General features: G+C 43.9%; 15 protein-coding genes. 12 read left to right on the top strand and 3 right to left on the bottom strand.

The window, feature by feature from the left end:
- Positions 1 to 5 precede the first annotated feature (5 nt).
- From ureE to ABFY09_RS08800, 7 genes are all read left to right on the top strand, one after another.
- The gene (gene ureE / locus ABFY09_RS08830; RefSeq protein ID WP_347983944.1) at positions 6 to 455 is read left to right on the top strand and encodes an urease accessory protein UreE; all 450 of its coding nucleotides are present in this window, start codon (positions 6 to 8) and stop codon (positions 453 to 455) included.
- Positions 430 to 1,107 (top strand): urease accessory UreF family protein, encoded by a 678-nt coding sequence (locus ABFY09_RS08825; RefSeq protein ID WP_347983943.1) that lies wholly within the window; start codon positions 430 to 432, stop codon positions 1,105 to 1,107. Before ureE ends, ABFY09_RS08825 begins: the two co-directional genes overlap by 26 nt.
- Before the next feature lie 90 nt (positions 1,108 to 1,197).
- Positions 1,198 to 1,839, top strand: coding sequence for an urease accessory protein UreG (gene ureG / locus ABFY09_RS08820; protein ID WP_347983942.1), 642 nt, complete (start codon positions 1,198 to 1,200; stop codon positions 1,837 to 1,839).
- Positions 1,840 to 1,874: 35 nt separating this feature from the next.
- Positions 1,875 to 2,459 (top strand): HupE/UreJ family protein, encoded by a 585-nt coding sequence (locus ABFY09_RS08815; RefSeq protein WP_347983941.1) that lies wholly within the window; start codon positions 1,875 to 1,877, stop codon positions 2,457 to 2,459.
- A 46-nt stretch (positions 2,460 to 2,505) separates the two neighbouring features.
- Positions 2,506 to 5,961 (top strand): ATP-binding protein, encoded by a 3,456-nt coding sequence (locus tag ABFY09_RS08810; protein ID WP_347983940.1) that lies wholly within the window; start codon positions 2,506 to 2,508, stop codon positions 5,959 to 5,961.
- A gap of 25 nt (positions 5,962 to 5,986) precedes the next feature.
- Complete coding sequence (locus ABFY09_RS08805; protein WP_347983939.1) at positions 5,987 to 6,898, top strand: response regulator transcription factor; 912 nt, start codon at positions 5,987 to 5,989, stop codon at positions 6,896 to 6,898.
- Between the two features lie 256 nt (positions 6,899 to 7,154).
- Complete coding sequence (locus ABFY09_RS08800) at positions 7,155 to 7,574, top strand: hypothetical protein (protein ID WP_347983938.1); 420 nt, start codon at positions 7,155 to 7,157, stop codon at positions 7,572 to 7,574.
- 183 nt (positions 7,575 to 7,757) lie between these two features.
- Here ABFY09_RS08800 and ABFY09_RS08795 read toward each other — a convergent pair whose 3' ends face one another.
- Positions 7,758 to 9,389 carry an ABC transporter ATP-binding protein gene (locus ABFY09_RS08795; RefSeq protein WP_347983937.1) on the bottom strand — a complete coding sequence of 544 codons (1,632 nt, stop codon included), beginning with the start codon at positions 9,387 to 9,389 and terminating at the stop codon, positions 7,758 to 7,760.
- 104 nt (positions 9,390 to 9,493) lie between these two features.
- Entirely contained in the window at positions 9,494 to 10,663 is a 1,170-nt protein-coding gene (gene iadA / locus ABFY09_RS08790) for a beta-aspartyl-peptidase (RefSeq protein ID WP_347983936.1), read from the bottom strand.
- 308 nt (positions 10,664 to 10,971) lie between these two features.
- On the opposite strand from iadA, the gene ABFY09_RS08785 reads away from it, so the two are divergent.
- The 5 genes from ABFY09_RS08785 (at position 10,972) to pepE (ending at position 16,353) form a co-directional block, all read left to right on the top strand.
- The gene (locus tag ABFY09_RS08785; RefSeq protein WP_347983935.1) at positions 10,972 to 12,504 is read left to right on the top strand and encodes an ABC transporter substrate-binding protein; all 1,533 of its coding nucleotides are present in this window, start codon (positions 10,972 to 10,974) and stop codon (positions 12,502 to 12,504) included.
- Positions 12,505 to 12,585: 81 nt separating this feature from the next.
- Positions 12,586 to 13,554 (top strand): ABC transporter permease, encoded by a 969-nt coding sequence (locus ABFY09_RS08780; protein ID WP_347983934.1) that lies wholly within the window; start codon positions 12,586 to 12,588, stop codon positions 13,552 to 13,554.
- Complete coding sequence (locus tag ABFY09_RS08775; RefSeq protein ID WP_347983933.1) at positions 13,547 to 14,443, top strand: ABC transporter permease; 897 nt, start codon at positions 13,547 to 13,549, stop codon at positions 14,441 to 14,443. The genes ABFY09_RS08780 and ABFY09_RS08775 overlap by 8 nt, the downstream gene beginning before the upstream one ends.
- Before the next feature lie 151 nt (positions 14,444 to 14,594).
- A complete protein-coding gene (locus ABFY09_RS08770; RefSeq protein WP_347983932.1) occupies positions 14,595 to 15,656 on the top strand; it encodes a pyridoxal phosphate-dependent aminotransferase family protein in 1,062 nt (353 codons plus the stop codon).
- Between the two features lies 1 nt (position 15,657).
- Positions 15,658 to 16,353, top strand: a complete 696-nt coding sequence (pepE, locus tag ABFY09_RS08765) for a dipeptidase PepE (protein ID WP_347983931.1) — start codon at positions 15,658 to 15,660, stop codon at positions 16,351 to 16,353.
- Between the two features lie 45 nt (positions 16,354 to 16,398).
- Here pepE and ABFY09_RS08760 read toward each other — a convergent pair whose 3' ends face one another.
- Positions 16,399 to 17,217 carry an IclR family transcriptional regulator C-terminal domain-containing protein gene (locus tag ABFY09_RS08760; RefSeq protein WP_347983930.1) on the bottom strand — a complete coding sequence of 273 codons (819 nt, stop codon included), beginning with the start codon at positions 17,215 to 17,217 and terminating at the stop codon, positions 16,399 to 16,401.
- Between the last annotated feature and the right edge of the window lie 33 nt (positions 17,218 to 17,250).

The following is a 17,250-nucleotide window of genomic DNA, read 5'->3' as shown; positions in this document are numbered from 1 at the left end:
CTTTTATGTTAGATATTTACACTCGTCTTGGCACACACTGCCATGATGAGGTTTACACCAGCGTCATCTTAAGTCATGAGCAAAGAGAGCGTGGCCGTTTAAAGCTAGAAGGGGAAAACGGCGAAGAGATTCGTGTGTTTTTAGAACGTGGTAAGCCGCTATTAGTGGGCGAATACTTACGTTCAGAATGCGGTAAAACCATCCAAATAATAGGGGCTGTCGAAAGTGTTGCTCATGCTAGTTGTGACGACTGGGAAACCTTTGCGAAAGCCTGTTATCACCTTGGTAACCGACACACAAAAGTGCAAGTAGGCGAACGTTGGTTACGCATCAAGCCAGATCATGTATTAGAAGAAATGCTGCATTTGCTTGGTTTGGTGGTGACTCACGAAGACGCTGTGTTTAATCCAGAATCAGGGGCTTACAGCCATGGTCATCACAGCCACGGACACTAGTGTTTTACGTTTGTTGCAGTTGAGCAGCGTGAGTTTGCCTGTTGGCGGTTATGCCTTTTCTCAGGGTATGGAATTCGCTATAGACAAAGGCTGGGTGAAAAAGAAAACAGATGTGGCAGATTGGGTTGGTCTGCAAATGGAAACCTCAGTCGCTCGTGTGGATTTGCCTATTTTACGTCTTTGTATGCTGGCGGCTGTGGAAAAAGATTCTACCCGATTGATCGAGCTGAATGATTTGGTATTGGCATGTCGTGAAACCAAAGAATTACGACTCAATGACACGGCCATGGGCGAGGCTTTATTACGCTTAATGACGAGCTTAGGTATAGAAACGCCGTTTGATCGTTCAGAAGACATCAGCTTTGTCAGCTTGTTCGCCTTGGCTGCAAACCATTGGAATATCGAATTCGAACTGGCGGCATTAGGGTTCGCTTGGTCTTGGTTAGAGAATCAAGTGGTCGCAGCCACCAAATTAGTGCCACTTGGGCAGACCCAAGCGCAGGAATTGCTGGGTGAATTACAAGACTCGATTCAACAGGCTATTGAGCTTTCTACCCAGATAGACGAAGAACGTATTGGCGCTGGTTTACCTATGATCTCCATTGCCAGTGCTCAACATGAAACTCAATATTCAAGATTGTTTCGCTCTTGACCCTCCCAGTTTCCCTTTTTTAAGGAGAGGGTGACGTTAGCTAGAGCTTACAAGATCAGATTTTAATTAGATAAAACAGGAATAAAAAACATGAAAAAGCAAACATTGCGTGTTGGCGTTGGTGGCCCAGTTGGTTCTGGTAAAACGGCCTTATTGCGCTCTTTATGCTCTGCGATGCGAGAGCATTACAACATCGCTGTGGTGACGAATGATATTTACACTCAAGAAGACGCGAAGTTTCTGACGGAGCATGAAGCCCTTGAGGCGGATCGCATTGTTGGCGTTGAAACAGGTGGTTGTCCTCATACTGCCATTCGTGAAGATGCGTCTATGAACTTGGCGGCGATTGATCAATTATTGGCGCGCCATGGTGAGTTGGATGTGGTGTTTGTGGAGTCTGGTGGGGATAACTTGAGTGCGACTTTTAGCCCTGAATTATCCGACTTAACCATTTACGTTATCGATGTATCGGCAGGGGATAAAATCCCCCGTAAAGGCGGGCCGGGTATTACCAAATCGGATTTGTTGATCATTAATAAAACGGACTTAGCGCCTTTGGTAGGCGCTTCATTGGATGTCATGGATCGTGATGCAAAAATGATGCGTGGCGATCGCCCTTTTGTTTTTTCTAACCTGAAGCAAGCGCAAGGTTTGGATGACATTATCCAATTTATTGTGGCTGAAGGCATGCTAGAAACAAAAGAGTTACCGCCTGCAAAAGCAGTCGTTTAAAGATTATTTAAGAAAAGAATAGTTAGGAGAAAACGATGGTTTCATTAATGTATAAAGGCATGACAGCAGCGGCGCTTTTATTGGTTTCTTGCATGACGTTTGCACATCCTGGGCACGACCATGCTTCCAGTTTCATGAGTGGTTTGTCTCATCCTTTTGGTGGCTTAGATCATCTTTTGGCAATGTTGGCGATTGGCTTGTGGGCATCGAATATGAAAGGTCGTGCTTTGTGGGCTGTACCGACGGCGTTTGTGCTGACTATGTTGGCTGGTGGTGGCTTAGCGCTTGCAGGTTTGAATCTGCCTTTTGTTGAGCAAGGTATTCTGCTTTCTGTGATTGTTTTAGGTACCTTGGTGTTCGCTGCTAAGCGTTTGTCATTTATTACTTGTGTGGCGGTTGCTGGTAGCTTCGCTTTGTTCCACGGTGCGGCTCATGGAGTAGAAATGCCGATTGATGCAAGCAGCGCTCACTATGCGTTGGGTTTTGTTTCTGCAACAGCGGGCTTGCATGCTCTTGGGCTTGGTTTAGGGCAAGTGATGACACGCTTTGCGTCACCTATGATGATTCGTATTAGTGGTTCTATGATTGCTGCGACAGGCTTGCTATTGAGTGTTGCGTAATTTTTCGCCTTCACTTTGATGTTTTCATTTTTAATTGTGAGTAAATATGCCCGCTGCGCAGAAAATCTTTAAAGTGCGACGCCACTACAATAAGTGGGTTGCTGACCAAACTATGGAAGATTACGCATTGCGTTACACTTCCAAGCAAGGTCACACCATGAGTATTGAGCGGGTCGGGCATACTGCGCTTGGCGCTGCCGCCTTCTTGGCGTTAGAAGGTTTAGCGGCGGTTATCACTTTAGGCTACGGTTTTACTAATGCGGTTGCCGCCATTTTGGTTGTGTTGACGGTGTTTTTCGTTACTGGTTTTCCAATTGCTTATTATTCAGCGAAACATGGGTTAGACATTGATTTACTGACTCGTGGCGCGGGTTTTGGGTATCTTGGCTCGACGATTACGTCGCTGATTTATGCGTCTTTCACCTTTATCTTTTTTGCCATTGAGGCGGCGATTCTAGCCTCCGCCATGGAAGTGTTACTTGGTATTCCTTTGGTGATCGGTTATGCCTTATCCGCTTTTTTTGTTATTCCCATCGTAACCCATGGTATTCGTGCCATTAGTCGTTTTCAGCATTCAACCCAATGGATCTGGCTAGTCTTGCAGTTTGCTGCGTTGGGAGTGGTGGTGACGCAAGAATATCAGGCCTTTGAAGGTTGGACGCAATATGCGCCAAGCGATATGGCGAATAGTGCGAGCTTTGATTGGATTCTATTCGGTTCTGCGGCGTCTGTGTTGTTTGCTTTGATGGCGCAAATTGGTGAACAGGTCGATTACTTGCGCTTTTTGCCAGAAAAGACACAGGCGAATCGTAAACGCTGGTGGTTTTGGCTGATTTTAGCAGGGCCTGGTTGGGTGTTTATGGGGGCGTTGAAGATGTTGCTCGGCTCCTTTCTTGCTTACCTTGCTATTTCTGATGGCGCGACCGCGGTGCAGGCGACCGATCCAACCTATTTGTATCAGCGCATCTTTTTCTTTTTGACTTCGTCGCCGACGACGGCTTTGTTGTTGGCGGCGGTGTTTGTCTTTATTTGTCAGATGAAGATCAATCTCACCAACGCTTATGCAGGCTCCATTGCTTGGTCGAATTTCTTTTCTCGGTTAACTCATTCGCATCCGGGACGAGTGGTGTGGTTAGTGTTTAATGTCACTATTGCTTTGTTGTTAATGGAGCTGGGGATTTATCAAGCACTCGGTGCCATATTGGGTGTTTTTGCCATCAGTGCGGTGAGCTGGCTGGGCAGTTTGTCAGCGGATTTATTGATTAATAAGCCTTTAGGATTAAGTCCTAATTATGTGGAGTTCAAAAGGGCGCATTTGTACGACATAAATCCTGTTGGTACAGGGTCTATGTTGTTTGCAACTGTTTTGGGCTTGGTCAGTTATTTGGGCGTGTTTGGTGAGGTGGCGAAAAGTTTGTGTCACTTTATTTCCCTTGCTAGCTGTTTTGTTCTGGTACCGCTGATTGCGTGGTACACCAAGGGAAAATATTACATTGCGAGACAAAGCCCTGAGTTGATTCCTTTGATTGAGGCGGCGAAAACCCCACAGTCGAATTATGTGATGTTAACCTGTGGTATTTGCCAGAACCGTTTTGAATCCGAAGACATGAGCTATTGCTCCGCTTACTTACAGCCGATTTGTTCATTGTGTTGTTCTTTGGATGTGCGCTGTTTGGATAGTTGTAAGCCACAAGCCAATATAGGTAAGCAAAGTGATTACTTCTTTAAGTTGTTTTTGCCGAAAAGTTTGGTGAGAGGGCTAAAGTCTCGATTTGGCGCTTTTTTGTCTCTGCTTACTTTGATCAATTTGATCAATGGCGCTTTGATGATGTTGATTTATCGGCAAATGGCCCCCGATCTGGCGACAGAAAAACTTTTGTTACAAGACACCATGTGGGCGTTGTTTTTTATTCTATTAATTGTCTCTGGTGTTTTGTCTTGGCTCTTTTTATTGGCTCATGAGAGTCGTGTGGTGGCGCAGAAAGAGTCTAATCGTCAGACTCGAAAATTGGTGCGAGAAATTGACGCTCACCAAGAAACAGACATGGCATTGCAGGATGCGAAAGAACAAGCTGAAAAAGCCAATGATGCGAAAAGCCGCTACTTAACCGGCATTAGCCATGAATTGCGTACGCCATTACAGTCGATAATAGGTTATGCGCAGCTTTTGTCGGAAAAAGAAAATACGCCTTCAGGGCATCAAAATGGTTTGGATATTATCCAGCGTAGTGGTGTGTATTTGGCAGATTTAATTGAAGGGTTGTTGGATATTTCCAAAATAGAAGCGGGGCGTTTTGATCTTTATCGAAACACTGTGGATTTGCCTAAGTTAATTGATCAACTAAACAGTATGTTTGCGATGCAGGCGCGGGCAAAAGGCATCCAATTCCAATCGAAAATCCTTGCGCCTTTGCCTCAGCATGTGGTGACAGATGAGAAGAGATTGCGTCAGATTCTGATTAATTTGTTGTCGAATGCGGTGAAATATACGCCGCAAGGTGCGGTATTGTTTGAAGTGAATTACCGTAATCAGGTGGCGGAATTTGTGATACGTGACACAGGCATCGGTATTAAGGATGAAGACTTGCAACATGTGTTTGATCCTTTTGAACGAGTTCGCGATATCAGTACCGGAAATCTTCCTGGCACTGGTTTGGGCCTCACGATTGTTAAGTTGCTTACTGAAATCATGGGTGGGGATTTGCAAGCCGAATCTGTGGTCGGTGAAGGCAGTGAGTTTACGGTGAGTTTGATGTTGCCTTGGGTGAGCCAAGGGGACTTTTGTGTGCCTGAGAATAAGCGCATCGTGAGCTATGGCGGTTACCAACGGAACATTATGGTGGTGGACGACGATCCTGTTGTGCGAGGTTTGTTGTCTGATATTTTGTCGCCGATTGGTTTTATTGTTTTAGAAGCGCATGATGGTTTGGATTGTTTGAATAAAATGCATTCGGTGTCGCCAGATCTTTTTATTCTGGACGTGTCTATGCCTGAAATGGATGGTTTGACCTTAGCGAAGAAGCTTCGTGATCAAGGCGTTAGCGCACCGATTGTGATGTTATCTGCCGATGCGCAAGAGGATCTTCGTAAACCGGATGAGCAAGCGGTGTTTAATCAGTATTTGGTGAAGCCAATCAACAACAGTATTTTATTGGAAACTATGAAAACTTGGCTGAATCTGGACTGGGATTATCAGGAAGTCACAGAGCAGCAGGCAATTCAAAATACGGCATTTTATGGCGCTCATTCACGCACAGCCATAGGGGATGATGCCTCTTTAAATACCCAAGAGTTTGCAGCGCAGAGTATTCCTGACCATGAAAGCGTGCGAGAGCTTATGGCATTTGCAGAAATGGGCTACAAAAAAGGCGTACGAGGTGTGTTGGATCAATTACGAGGCCGTGAGATAGTCTCGCAAGCTCATTTGCAGCAATTAGAAAGCCTTTATGATAGCTTCCAGTTTGATGGCATTGTGCAATATGTTAAACGCCATTCGCTATAAATTTATGTGAAACTTGAGATCGATAATGAAAGCCAATAGTAAAAGCGACATTGTATTAGTAGTGGACGACTCGCCAGATGCGCTGAGTTTGATTCACGATACTTTGGAAGCGGCGAATATGGATGTTCTGGTAGCACTTGAAGGAAAGCAAGCCTTAACCATAGCGAAACGAATTCGACCAGACATCATTTTATTGGATGCTATTATGCCTCATATGGATGGCTTCGAGACTTGTATGGCCTTAAAAGCCGATCCGAGTTTGGCCTCTATTCCTGTGATTTTTATGACAGGTTTGAGCGACACCAATGACATAGTGCGAGGTCTGGAGGCGGGAGGTGTGGATTATCTTACTAAGCCGATCCAACCCAATGAATTGATCGCTCGTATGCGCGTTCATTTGTCGAATGCAAGATTAAGTAACAATGCTCAATCGGCATTAGACAGCATGGGCCAGCATCTACTGACGGCCACAACAACAGGACAAATTGCATGGGCGACACCACAAACTCATGCTTTGTTAGCCAAAGCACGAGTCAGTCAGGAGTGGCAAAATACTGAATTGGCCTTGCAGATTCGTGTTTGGCTTGCTCATGAACCAGAGGTTGGTCACGTTTTGACGCTGGAAGGTTTGGATTATCCATTGGCGTTGAAAATGATGGGAGTGACGGAACAGAAAGAGTTTTTATTTAAATTAGAAGACGGTGACAAACCAACAGGGCCAGCTCGTCTTAAGCTTGAGCTTAGCCTGACAGACAGAGAGTCTGAAGTACTTCATTGGATTGCTAATGGCAAAACCAATCGGGAGATCGCTGAGATTTTAGAAATGAGCCCTCGCACTGTGAATAAACACTTAGAGCAAATCTTTCCAAAGTTGGGCGTTGAAAATCGAACATCGGCGGCGGGAGTGGCGCTACGTGTCTTGACAACCGATCATTAATATTTCAACTCACTTTGATATAGCTGAATATGTATATGACATATTTTTCCTTTTTAGTATCAATTTGTTCACAAACTCTTGAACAAGATAAGAATGTTCATATGGATTGTGGCTAATTGTTTCGATCTCCTTTTATTTTTATCATGAAACCTTTCTTGAGGTGATTTATAGAGGTTTTAATAAGCAACTTACATGCTTTTGATCCCTCTATAATTGTCACCTCTTAAATTGGATATCTAAAAGGAAGGCTTTATTCATGAAAAATGATGTCGCGGTACCACGAGAGAAACTAGAGTGGAGTTTGTTAGGGTTACGTTTAGGGGTATTTATTGTCTTGTTAATGTGGACATTAGATAAGTTTGTTAACCCTGAACACGCAGCCATTGTGTTTAAAGTTTTTTACTCTATTCCGGAGCTAAGCTCAGGTGTTTCTTATTTGCTGGGCGGCTTGCAGTTGGCTCTTATATTGAGCTTCTTGATTGGCTTCCAAAAGCGCTGGGTAACACTGGTCATTTTGATCATGCACTTGAGTTCGACCTTGGTGTCATTCGGCCGTTATATGGATCCTTGGGGAGCATCAAACCTTCTCTTTTTCGCAGCGTGGCCAATGTTAGCAGCGATCCTGGTGCTGTATTTGCTCCGTGAGTTCGACAATAAGTTCTCGATCTCAAAGTAATCCAAACGCCCTATCCCCTTTTACTGAAATAGCGTCTAACTTAGGCGCTATTTTTTTATTCATAGCCCTAATTGATCTTTCACTATTTCTCCTGACTTTATAAGGTGTAAAGCTTTGGAAAAGCGATAAATAAGAAGAGCTTATATTTGAATTCAAGAACCATTAAAGTACAACTGCTCACATTTAGGCAGGCAGTGCATCGGTTGGTTTTGCTAAGTCCAAATCAAACGATGCATTGATAAGAGTCTTCGTATAATCATGCTGTGGTTTTTCAAAGATGTCCTGAGCGGTACCTTGTTCTAATACTTCACCATTGCGCATCACTAAAACACGATCCGATAGGGCTTTTACAACGCTTAAGTCGTGGCTAATGAATAAGAAACCAATCTTATGGTTTTTCTGGATTTCACGTAGTAAGTCTATGACTGTCAGCTGCACCGACCGATCAAGTGCTGAGGTTGGCTCATCCAAAACAATAAAGGAAGGCTCTAAGATGAGTGCTCGAGCAATGGCGATACGTTGACGTTGGCCACCAGAAAATTCATGGGGATAACGAGTCATGGTCGCTGGATCTAAACGCACTTCTTCTAGCGTGCTTTTAACTCGTGCTAAGCGTTGTTCTTTATTCAGCTCAGGGTAGTGAATTATTAAACCTTCTGAAACGATTTCGCCCACCGTCATTCTTGGAGGCAGTGAGCTGTATGGGTCTTGGAACACCACTTGAATGTCTTTTTTCATAGCAAGCTTTTCTTTATCGCTTAGCTTGCTCATGTCTTGGCCTTTAAAATGAACCTCGCCAGTGCTAGGTTGTAAGCCAATTAATGCTCGCCCTAGAGTAGATTTACCTGAGCCAGATTCACCGACAACACCCAATGTTTCCCCTTGTTTTAGGTCAAGCGAGATGCCTTTCACGGCATCGAAGTAAACATTGTTTTTGCTCAAGAAACTCGACTTAATCAAGTATTGAACTTTAATGTCATTGGCTTTGATTAAGTCTTTATCCGTGGTAACGCTTGGGTCTTTCATTCCGGAAGGAATCGAATTAATCAGCATTTCGGTGTAGTCGTGTTTCGGGTTATTGAAAACATCGTCGGTACTGCCTTCTTCAACGATTTCACCAAGGCGCATGACAATGACTCGATCGGCCAAATGCTTAACAACGCCTAAATCATGAGTAATAAAAAGTATCGCCATGCCAATCTTTTGTTGAATGCTTTTTATTAGATCAAGTACTTCGCTTTGTACCGTGACATCCAGAGCGGTTGTGGGTTCGTCTGCGATAAGAATGTCTGGTTCATTGATTAACGCCATCGCGATCATAATGCGCTGCAACTGACCACCTGAAAACTCATGGGGATATTTTGTGAAGGCTTTCTCGGGTGACGGCAGTTGTACCAGCTCAAACAACTCGAGTACGCGAGCTTTGGCCTGCTTTTTATTCACACTCGATTGATGTGTCATGACCGCTTCTGCGACCTGTGTGCCGACGCGTAAATAAGGGTTAAGAGAGGTCATCGGCTCTTGGAAAATCATGCCGATGCGATTACCGCGAAAAGCACGCATCTCAGATTCAGAGAGATTAAGAAGAGGTTGCTTGTCGTATTGAATGTCGGACTCTTTAGAGATGATACCGTTAGGCGGCAAAATACGCATGATGGCACTGCTTGATACGGATTTGCCTGAGCCAGATTCGCCTACGATGGCAAGGGTTTCGCCCTTTTCTAGAGAGAAACTAATGTTTTTTACGGCATCAAATATACCGTCGTTCGTATTAAAAGAGACAGATAAATTATTAACACTTAACAAAGATGACATTAAAAACGTTCCTTTCTGTTAGTTTGCTTAAATTGAAAAACGGTTTATCAAAAACATTACTTCTCAAAACTATTATTTTTTAAGAACATTACTTCTCAAAAATCTTACTTCTCAAAAGTCCCTTTGATTTGCGCAATGCCTGCTTTCACATGGCAAATACCCTTTGCAAAGGTGTGTTCTATGCTTAAGTCTTCATTAAGAATTAAGAAGTCAGCATCTTTCCCAACGGCAATGCTGCCTTTTGTTGACGCCAAACCAAGCATGTTTGCAGGGGATAAGGTCAATGGAGCAAGTGCTTCTGTTATGGATAAATTCTCTATATGAATCATGGCTTTAAATTGGTCGAGTAATGACCCAAACCCAGCAACCTCAATACCGACAAGTGCTCGATTCTCATCAAACACAGGAATAGAGCCGTTTCCGTCAGAGCTAATGCAAACTTTGCTAGTGTCGAGGCCATTGATTTTGCATTGCTTGAAAAAGCTGGATGTTTTGATACTGCCTCTTGCCCCCAAATCAGGGTCAACACCTGAGGTAAGGTCGATATAACCGCCTTTTTTCAACCATTCCATACCTTGTTCTGCCAAGTGCTTTGTACGATTCACATGTGTCGGTATAAATTGAGAAATAGGGATGTCGGATTTTTCGATCAACTCAAATAGTGGGTCGAAACCTTTTGGTGAGTTACCCATATGAACGACAATGCGCCCGCACTTTCCTGATACAAGCCCAGCAATGCGAGCCTCTGACGCCATACGAGCCAGCTCATCGACAGTAGGTTGTGAAGAGCGATGGTCTGATAAAGCGGTTTTTAAACCGATAACTGGGTCGATAAAGATAATGTCGTTTTGAATAGAGTCCGTGATGGTGTTGGTTGGGATTTTGTACCCACCAGTAAACATGTAACTGCTGATCCCTTCTGTCGTCAGTGCCTTCACTTTGGCAAATAGACTTTCACTGTGGCGAGTTGCGCCATCTGTTCCTAGCAACCCCACTACCGTTGTAATGCCAGCAAGGGTTAAGTCGCTCAAGAGTGCTTCAGGTGTTCTTGTGTGAAAACCGCCTTCACCGCCACCACCGATCAAATGCACATGGCCGTCAATAAAACCTGGGATCAATGTTTTTTCTTGCATGTCTATGACATCAATATCAGGCAGAGCATCCGCTGATATGTGATTTTCGATTTTAACAATCTTACCCGCAGCCACTAGAATGTCTTTTATTCCGATGGCGGTAGGTGCGTAGACATTGGCATTTTTAATTAGAGTAAACATAGCAAACCACTTAGATAATCATTTTTATAACGACCATATCATCTCTTGATCGTTTAGCTTCTTATTACGACGGTGAATCCACTTCAAGATAGACAGTCAATTCGTTCAAATTCTTTTTCAAATAGCCAAGGAAATTAAGTAGGCATTTCCTTCGTTTCCTTCTTCGTTTTTCTTAGTTTATTTCTTTAAAAAGGAATCCTATTGGTCATATTGACTCCCTCATAATAGCTATATATGATTATTATTCAATAATAAATATTACAATGTAATTAATTGTCACACATTCTAAATATTACAAAGGAAACAAAATGCAAAAATTAACGCTATTAAAAGGAGCAGTAACAGCGATGTTTGCTTTTACTGCTTGCGCCTCAACAGCCATTGCTTCTGACATTACGGTGGGTGTTTCTTCCGATGTGGCCACAATGGAACCTAATGGCTCTGGTTCAGATTCAAACTTGAGTGTGATGGCCAATATTTTCGACGGCCTATTGCAACGAAATTCAGATGGTAAACTTATCCCTTCTTTAGCAACCGATTGGGAACGTATTGATGCACTTACGTGGCGTTTTACCCTACGTCAGGGTGTGAAGTTTCATAATGGTAATGACTTTACGGTTGATGATGTGTTGTTTACTTTTAACCGCTTAACCAATCCTGAAATCTCAAACTTTGTGAACTTTGGTGCTCAAATTGCTTCTATCGAGCCGTTAGCAGGTAACCCATGGGTTATTGATATCAAAACACACCAGCCAGTGGCGTTTTTCTCTCAAAACTTGCCACAAATCTTTATGATGGATAAAGAGTCTACGCAAGACCGTTCACCTGGCGATGTTGGCCAAAATCCAATAGGTACCGGCGCTTATGAATTAGCTGAGTGGATTAAAGGTTCTCATGTTGCTCTTGCTGCGAATGAAGATTACTGGGGCGGTGCTCCGGCGATGGACAAGGTAACGATCCGACCAGTGACGGAAGCATCAACGGCACTTGCTTCTATCATGAGTGGTTCTGTCGATATTTTACAAGATGTGCCTGTTTCTTCTATCAAGGTGATCGAGAGAAATAAAAAGATCGACGTACTAAAAACACCGGCTCGTCGTTCTATCTTCCTTGGTTTGTCTAATGCAGAAGGCCAGCCAGGTTCTGATGTACGTGTACGTGAAGCGATCAGCATAGCAATCAACGAAGAACAAATTATTGATAAGGTAATGTTTGGTGCCGCAAGCCTTGCTGCTCAGGTTCCAGATCCTGCGACAATTGGTTACAACCCTGACATTAAAAGACCAGTATTTAACCCAAGTAAAGCGAAAGCTTTATTAAAAGAAGCGGGTTACGCGGATGGTTTTGAGATCACGTTAACAGGACCGAATGACCGTTATATCCAAGATGAGCAAATCCTCGCAGCGGTTGCTGCCGACCTAGCAAAAGTAGGGATTCGAGTAAACGTAGCGGCCAAGCCTAAATCTATCGTGTTTAAAGAACTGCAAGAAAACAAACTAGAGTTCTACCTGTTAGGTTGGTTCGATGGCTCTTATGACTATGGTCGTTCTTTCGACAAACTAGTGACATCGGTTGATAGCGAAAAAGGGACAGGTGGTTGGAACGGCGCGGCTTACTCAAATGCCAAACTCGATAAAATGATCAGAGATTCCGCTAAAATCATTGATGTTGCGAAGCGTGAAAAAGCGTTGCAAGCACTTAACTTAGCGTCTCAAGAAAGCTTTGCTCTTATCCCTCTCCATTACCAAATGGATGTTTATGCGATTACTAAAAACGCGAAATTTGATTTCAAACCACGTCCAGACACATGGTTGGTTTTCAAAGAAGTGACAAGTAAATAAGCGACATTTCTATCAGTACAATTAGACTCCGGTAAACATTTACTGGAGTCTTTTATTCATCTCCTAATAAAGGCTTTATCAATGTGGCGATACGTCTCTAAGCGAATAATGCAAGGAATGGTTGTTCTGTTTATCGTTTCCTTTTTCGGCTTTATTATCTTTCAATTTCTTGGTGATCCAGCCATTGCTATGGCAGGGCAATATGCGACTCAAGCCGAGATTGAAGCCATACGGGTATCGTTAGGCCTAGATCGTTCTATTTATATTCAATACTTCAACTTTATAACGAATGCGTTGCAAGGTAACTTTGGTATTTCTTATGTGACTCGTTTACCCGCGTTAGAGCTTGTTCTTCAACGCTTACCCGCGACAATAGAGCTGGCCATCGCAGCACAAGTGATCGCCATCGTATTTGGCGTTTTATTGGGGGTTTTGGTTGCCGCTTTCCCTCGTGCGCTACTCAGTAAATTCTCTGTGGTTGGGTCATTGTTTGGTATCTCTTTGCCGACTTTCGCCGTGGGTATCTTACTGATTTTATTTTTTGCCGTTGAGTTTCCGATTTTCCCTCCTTTTGGTCGAGGCGAACTCATCACATTACCTTGGGGTTGGGAAACGGGCTTCCTTACATGGGATGGTCTCAAACATTTAGTGTTACCTGCTTTAACCCTTGGGCTTTTACAACTTGCTTTGTTGTTCCGTCTAACTCGAAGCGGTATGCAAGAAGCGTTGCGTTCAAATTATATCCGTACCGCTAGGGCAAAAGGGCTTAGCCGTTTTCCTATCTTGTTTAAGCACGCATTACGTAATGTGATGATTCCTGTTATCACCATTATTGGTTTGCAGTTTGGTCAGTTGGTCGGCTTTTCGATTGTGACCGAGAAAATCTTTCAGTGGCCGGGTACGGGCAACTTATTACTGTCGGCGATTTTTGATAACGATTTTCCTATCGTTTCAACCTACATCATCTTAATCGCAACCCTTATCGTGATTCTCAACACGCTCGTTGATATTACTTATGCCTTTCTCAATCCGAGGATCCGTTATGACTAATTCGATTGCCGCTCCTGCATCCCCTGGGCGGAAGTTATTACGCCGTTTCCTGCGTCGCAAACTGGCTGTTTTCGGTGCTGGAATATTAACGCTGGTGTTTTTAGGTGCCTTATTTGCGCCATGGCTTGCCCCTCAAAATCCTTATGATCTTTTAAGCTTGAGTATGGATAACTCGCTACTTCCGCCTATTTGGGCAGAAGGTGGGCAAGCGCCTTTTTACTTAGGCACAGACGTACAAGGTCGAGATATTTTGAGTACCATTCTTTACGGTAGTCGAACTTCTTTAATTGTCGGTGTGAGCGTGGTGTTTTTAACTTCTATCATCGGTGGCTTTGTCGGGCTCATTGCGGGTTTTTATGGTGGTTGGTTAGACACAATCATTATGCGCATGGGGGATTCGATTCTTTCTTTCTCTACCACGCTAATCGCCATGTTATTTTTAGGGCTTTTTCAAGGCAGTAGTATGCTGCTGGTCATCTGCGCTATCTCTATTGGTGGCTGGGTGCAATATGCGCGCACAATGCGTTCATCTGTTTTAGTGGTGAAAGAAGAAGACTATGTGACGGGGGCAAGAGCCATTGGCGCGTCTAACTTCCGTATCGCCATTAAACACATTGTGCCTAATGCGTTTGCCCCTTTGTTTGTTATCGCGGCGATTGATTTTGGTGTGGTCATTATGTTGGAAGCGACGTTGAGTTTCCTTGGTATTGGTGTGCCGATAACCGAGCCTTCTTTAGGCATGATGATCGCCCAAGGAAAGGACTTCATTTACGCGGGATTATGGTACTTGATCCTTTGCCCCGGCATCGTCTTGATGAGCATCATTTTCAGCTTGAATTTGTTAGCAGATTGGCTGAGTGAAGAGATTGACCCACGAGCAAGTAAATAAATTCTTACCATAACAATCATTGTTAATAGCATGCTTGAAGCGATATACGGCGATCTAACCACCTTAGAAACGCCGTGTATCGTTCTCACTTTGTTTTAAAAAGCACCTGAATTTAAAAAACACTTTAATCTAGAGAGATACCTTACCTAATATGAAACTAACGCCTTTTTCTGGAAATGATTACTTAGGCCTAGCGAACGATAATCGCCTGATTGAATCTGTCGTCGATGCGGTTAGGCAATATGGAATTAGCCCAATGTCTTCACGGTTTTCTTATGGGTTACGTGACATCCATGTTGAGCTGGAAGAAAAATTAGCCGCTTTTTATGGTGAAGAAAAAGCCGTCATTTTGGGGGCGGGTTATCATGGTGGGCCTGTTTTTTTCCATGCGGCCGCTGAGATGGGTTATGACCATGTGTTATGTGACATAAACGCCCACGCCAACATGATGCTTGGTATTCGCGGCGCTTCGCTAGGATTCCAGTCTTACAAACACCTTGACCTTAATGACCTTGAAGAAAAGCTACGTGCTAACTCGGATAAGCGTATCGTTGTGGCAACCGATGGGATTTTTGGTATCAGTGGTGAAATTCCAGACCTAAAAGCCATGGCGGAACTTTGTGAGAAATACCACGCAAAGTTGTTTATAGACGATGCCCATGGGGTATTTGCCAATGGACAAACTGGCCGCGGTGTTGCGCAAGCGTGTGGCTTACAGCCAGGCGATGCCATTATCATGGGCAGCATGAGTAAAGCCCTAGGTTGTACGGGTGGTTTTATTGTTGGTTCAGCGGATTGGATCGCCAAATGCCTTCGAAGCCCATTGTGTCGAGGTACCGCCATCACAGCGCCCGCCATTGCATCTGCGTGTTCAAAGTCGATTGATATCATTGTCTCAGAGCCGCAACTAAGAGAAGCCCTTGCAGAGGACGCTAAAGCGATGAGAGCGGCGGCCAAATCCGCAGGCATTGCTGTTGTAACAGAAGATTCACCCGTGGTTGCCTTAGCCATGGCCGATGAGTTTCAAGCGCAAAAACTGAGTGAGGCTTTTAAGGATGCGGGTCTCTTGATTCCTTATTTCAAATACCCATCCGAGCCAAGGCATCAAATTTTACGTACGGTTGCTTGCAGCACTCACAAAGCCAAAGACTTAGAGACCTATAAGCAAGTGTTAATCGAGTTTCAAAACAACGTAACGAATAGGGAAGCTTAAAATGCAGGTTCTTTTATTGAGCAGCTCAAAGCTCGGAGCAACCCCTTACCTTGAGCACACATTGCCTTTCATAACGGACTTTATTGGTAATAAAACCGACGAGATTTTATTTATCCCTTACGCTGGCACAAAAGGCGGCTATGACGCCTACGAGGAAAAAGTCGCCAATGCCATGGCTTCCACTGGGTACAAGATTGCCTCCATTCATCACGCTGCGGACCCGATTCAGGCGGTACATAACGCAAAGGCAATTTTGGTGGGAGGAGGTAATACCTTCGCCTTACTTGCTGCGTTAGAAGAACACGGGTTGATAAAGGCTATACAAGAAAGAGTGACCAGCGGAACCCCTTATATTGGGTGGAGTGCTGGCGCTAATGTGGCGGGATTGTCGATAAAAACCACCAATGACATGCCAATTTGCCAACCACAATCATTCGATGCTTTGAAGCTTGTTCCTGTTCATTTGAATCCGCATTTTACCGATCAAACGATCGACGGCCATAATGGTGAATCAAGATCTGAACGGTTAGAAGAATTCCATTACATGAATCCAACCGAAACCGTTTTAGCATTGCCTGAAGGGTGTGGTGTGAAATGGGATGGGGATCAATTTGCCTCTATAGGGCATAAAGCCAACTTATTGATCACCCAAGATAGCAGAGTAGACATTGCGCCTCAGAGCTTTTTTCGCTCTTAACAGCGCACCTTGACCTTGTAAACAGCGTTAAAAGCGCCGTTTTGATTAAACCAGATTGGGGTGAGAACGAAGGGCTCTTGTTATCGTGTTCGCCACATCCACGACAATAGGAGCAATCTCTTTGCTTGCGGATTCTACTGTCCACGTTGGCATATAAACCGGAATTTGTACGGCCGCAATAGGAATGCCTTGGCTATCAAGGATAGGCGCTGCGGTACTTATTTCCCCCGGTTCTAATTGCTGGAAACTTAAATCATAGCCATTGGAACGTGCAAGCTTAATACGTGCACGAATTTCTTCCGTTTCTGTTATCGTCCAATCTGTGTATTTTTTTTGATCTGATATGTGCAAAACACTGTCTATATAATCATCTGGCATATGAGAAAGGATGGCAATCCCTCCAGAGGTGCAAAATGCCGGCACTCGACGCCCAGGAATCGTCGCCGCATAAGGCACTTTTTCATGGGGAATTCGAGCAGAATAAATAATGTCACAGCCTTGCAACACACCAAGGTTAATCGAGGTATTGTGCTTACGGCTCACCTCAATCAATATTGGCATTGCGGTTTCAACCAAAGGATCACAAAGCAAATAGGAATAGGACAAATCCATTAAGTTAACACTAGGGCGATAACGTTTGGTGCGAGGGTTTTTTTCTAAATAGCCCAGTTCAACAAGTGTGTTCGTAAATCGTTGGGCGGCGCTATTATCAAGATTACAAGCCGCAGCAATTTCAGCTAAACTGAGATTCGACATGTTGTAGCCATCTTGCTTTTGCCCAAAGGCCTTTAATACACGCAAACCTTTTTCTAAGGAGGCAACAAATAGAGTGCTGCTTTTTGTAGACGCTTTTGATTTTTCCATTGGATAACTTTAATAATAATTATTATGTAATGA

It is taken from the genome of Marinomonas sp. 5E14-1 (assembly GCF_039939215.1).
Taxonomy (GTDB): domain Bacteria; phylum Pseudomonadota; class Gammaproteobacteria; order Pseudomonadales; family Marinomonadaceae; genus Marinomonas.
The sequence above is the reverse complement of the archived record's forward strand: the minus strand, read 5'-3'. Positions and strand labels throughout refer to the sequence as shown.

What these genes read in the sequence shown, in the direction of transcription:
- ureE (WP_347983944.1), top strand. Translation starts at nt 6, where the DNA reads ATGTTAGATATTTACACTCGTCTTGGCACACACTGCCATGATGAGGTT.
- ABFY09_RS08825 (WP_347983943.1), top strand. Translation starts at nt 430, where the DNA reads ATGGTCATCACAGCCACGGACACTAGTGTTTTACGTTTGTTGCAGTTG.
- ureG (WP_347983942.1), top strand. Translation starts at nt 1,198, where the DNA reads ATGAAAAAGCAAACATTGCGTGTTGGCGTTGGTGGCCCAGTTGGTTCT.
- ABFY09_RS08815 (WP_347983941.1), top strand. Translation starts at nt 1,875, where the DNA reads ATGGTTTCATTAATGTATAAAGGCATGACAGCAGCGGCGCTTTTATTG.
- ABFY09_RS08810 (WP_347983940.1), top strand. Translation starts at nt 2,506, where the DNA reads ATGCCCGCTGCGCAGAAAATCTTTAAAGTGCGACGCCACTACAATAAG.
- ABFY09_RS08805 (WP_347983939.1), top strand. Translation starts at nt 5,987, where the DNA reads ATGAAAGCCAATAGTAAAAGCGACATTGTATTAGTAGTGGACGACTCG.
- ABFY09_RS08800 (WP_347983938.1), top strand. Translation starts at nt 7,155, where the DNA reads ATGAAAAATGATGTCGCGGTACCACGAGAGAAACTAGAGTGGAGTTTG.
- ABFY09_RS08795 (WP_347983937.1), bottom strand. Translation starts at nt 9,389, where the DNA reads ATGTCATCTTTGTTAAGTGTTAATAATTTATCTGTCTCTTTTAATACG.
- iadA (WP_347983936.1), bottom strand. Translation starts at nt 10,663, where the DNA reads ATGTTTACTCTAATTAAAAATGCCAATGTCTACGCACCTACCGCCATC.
- ABFY09_RS08785 (WP_347983935.1), top strand. Translation starts at nt 10,972, where the DNA reads ATGCAAAAATTAACGCTATTAAAAGGAGCAGTAACAGCGATGTTTGCT.
- ABFY09_RS08780 (WP_347983934.1), top strand. Translation starts at nt 12,586, where the DNA reads ATGTGGCGATACGTCTCTAAGCGAATAATGCAAGGAATGGTTGTTCTG.
- ABFY09_RS08775 (WP_347983933.1), top strand. Translation starts at nt 13,547, where the DNA reads ATGACTAATTCGATTGCCGCTCCTGCATCCCCTGGGCGGAAGTTATTA.
- ABFY09_RS08770 (WP_347983932.1), top strand. Translation starts at nt 14,595, where the DNA reads ATGAAACTAACGCCTTTTTCTGGAAATGATTACTTAGGCCTAGCGAAC.
- pepE (WP_347983931.1), top strand. Translation starts at nt 15,658, where the DNA reads ATGCAGGTTCTTTTATTGAGCAGCTCAAAGCTCGGAGCAACCCCTTAC.
- ABFY09_RS08760 (WP_347983930.1), bottom strand. Translation starts at nt 17,217, where the DNA reads ATGGAAAAATCAAAAGCGTCTACAAAAAGCAGCACTCTATTTGTTGCC.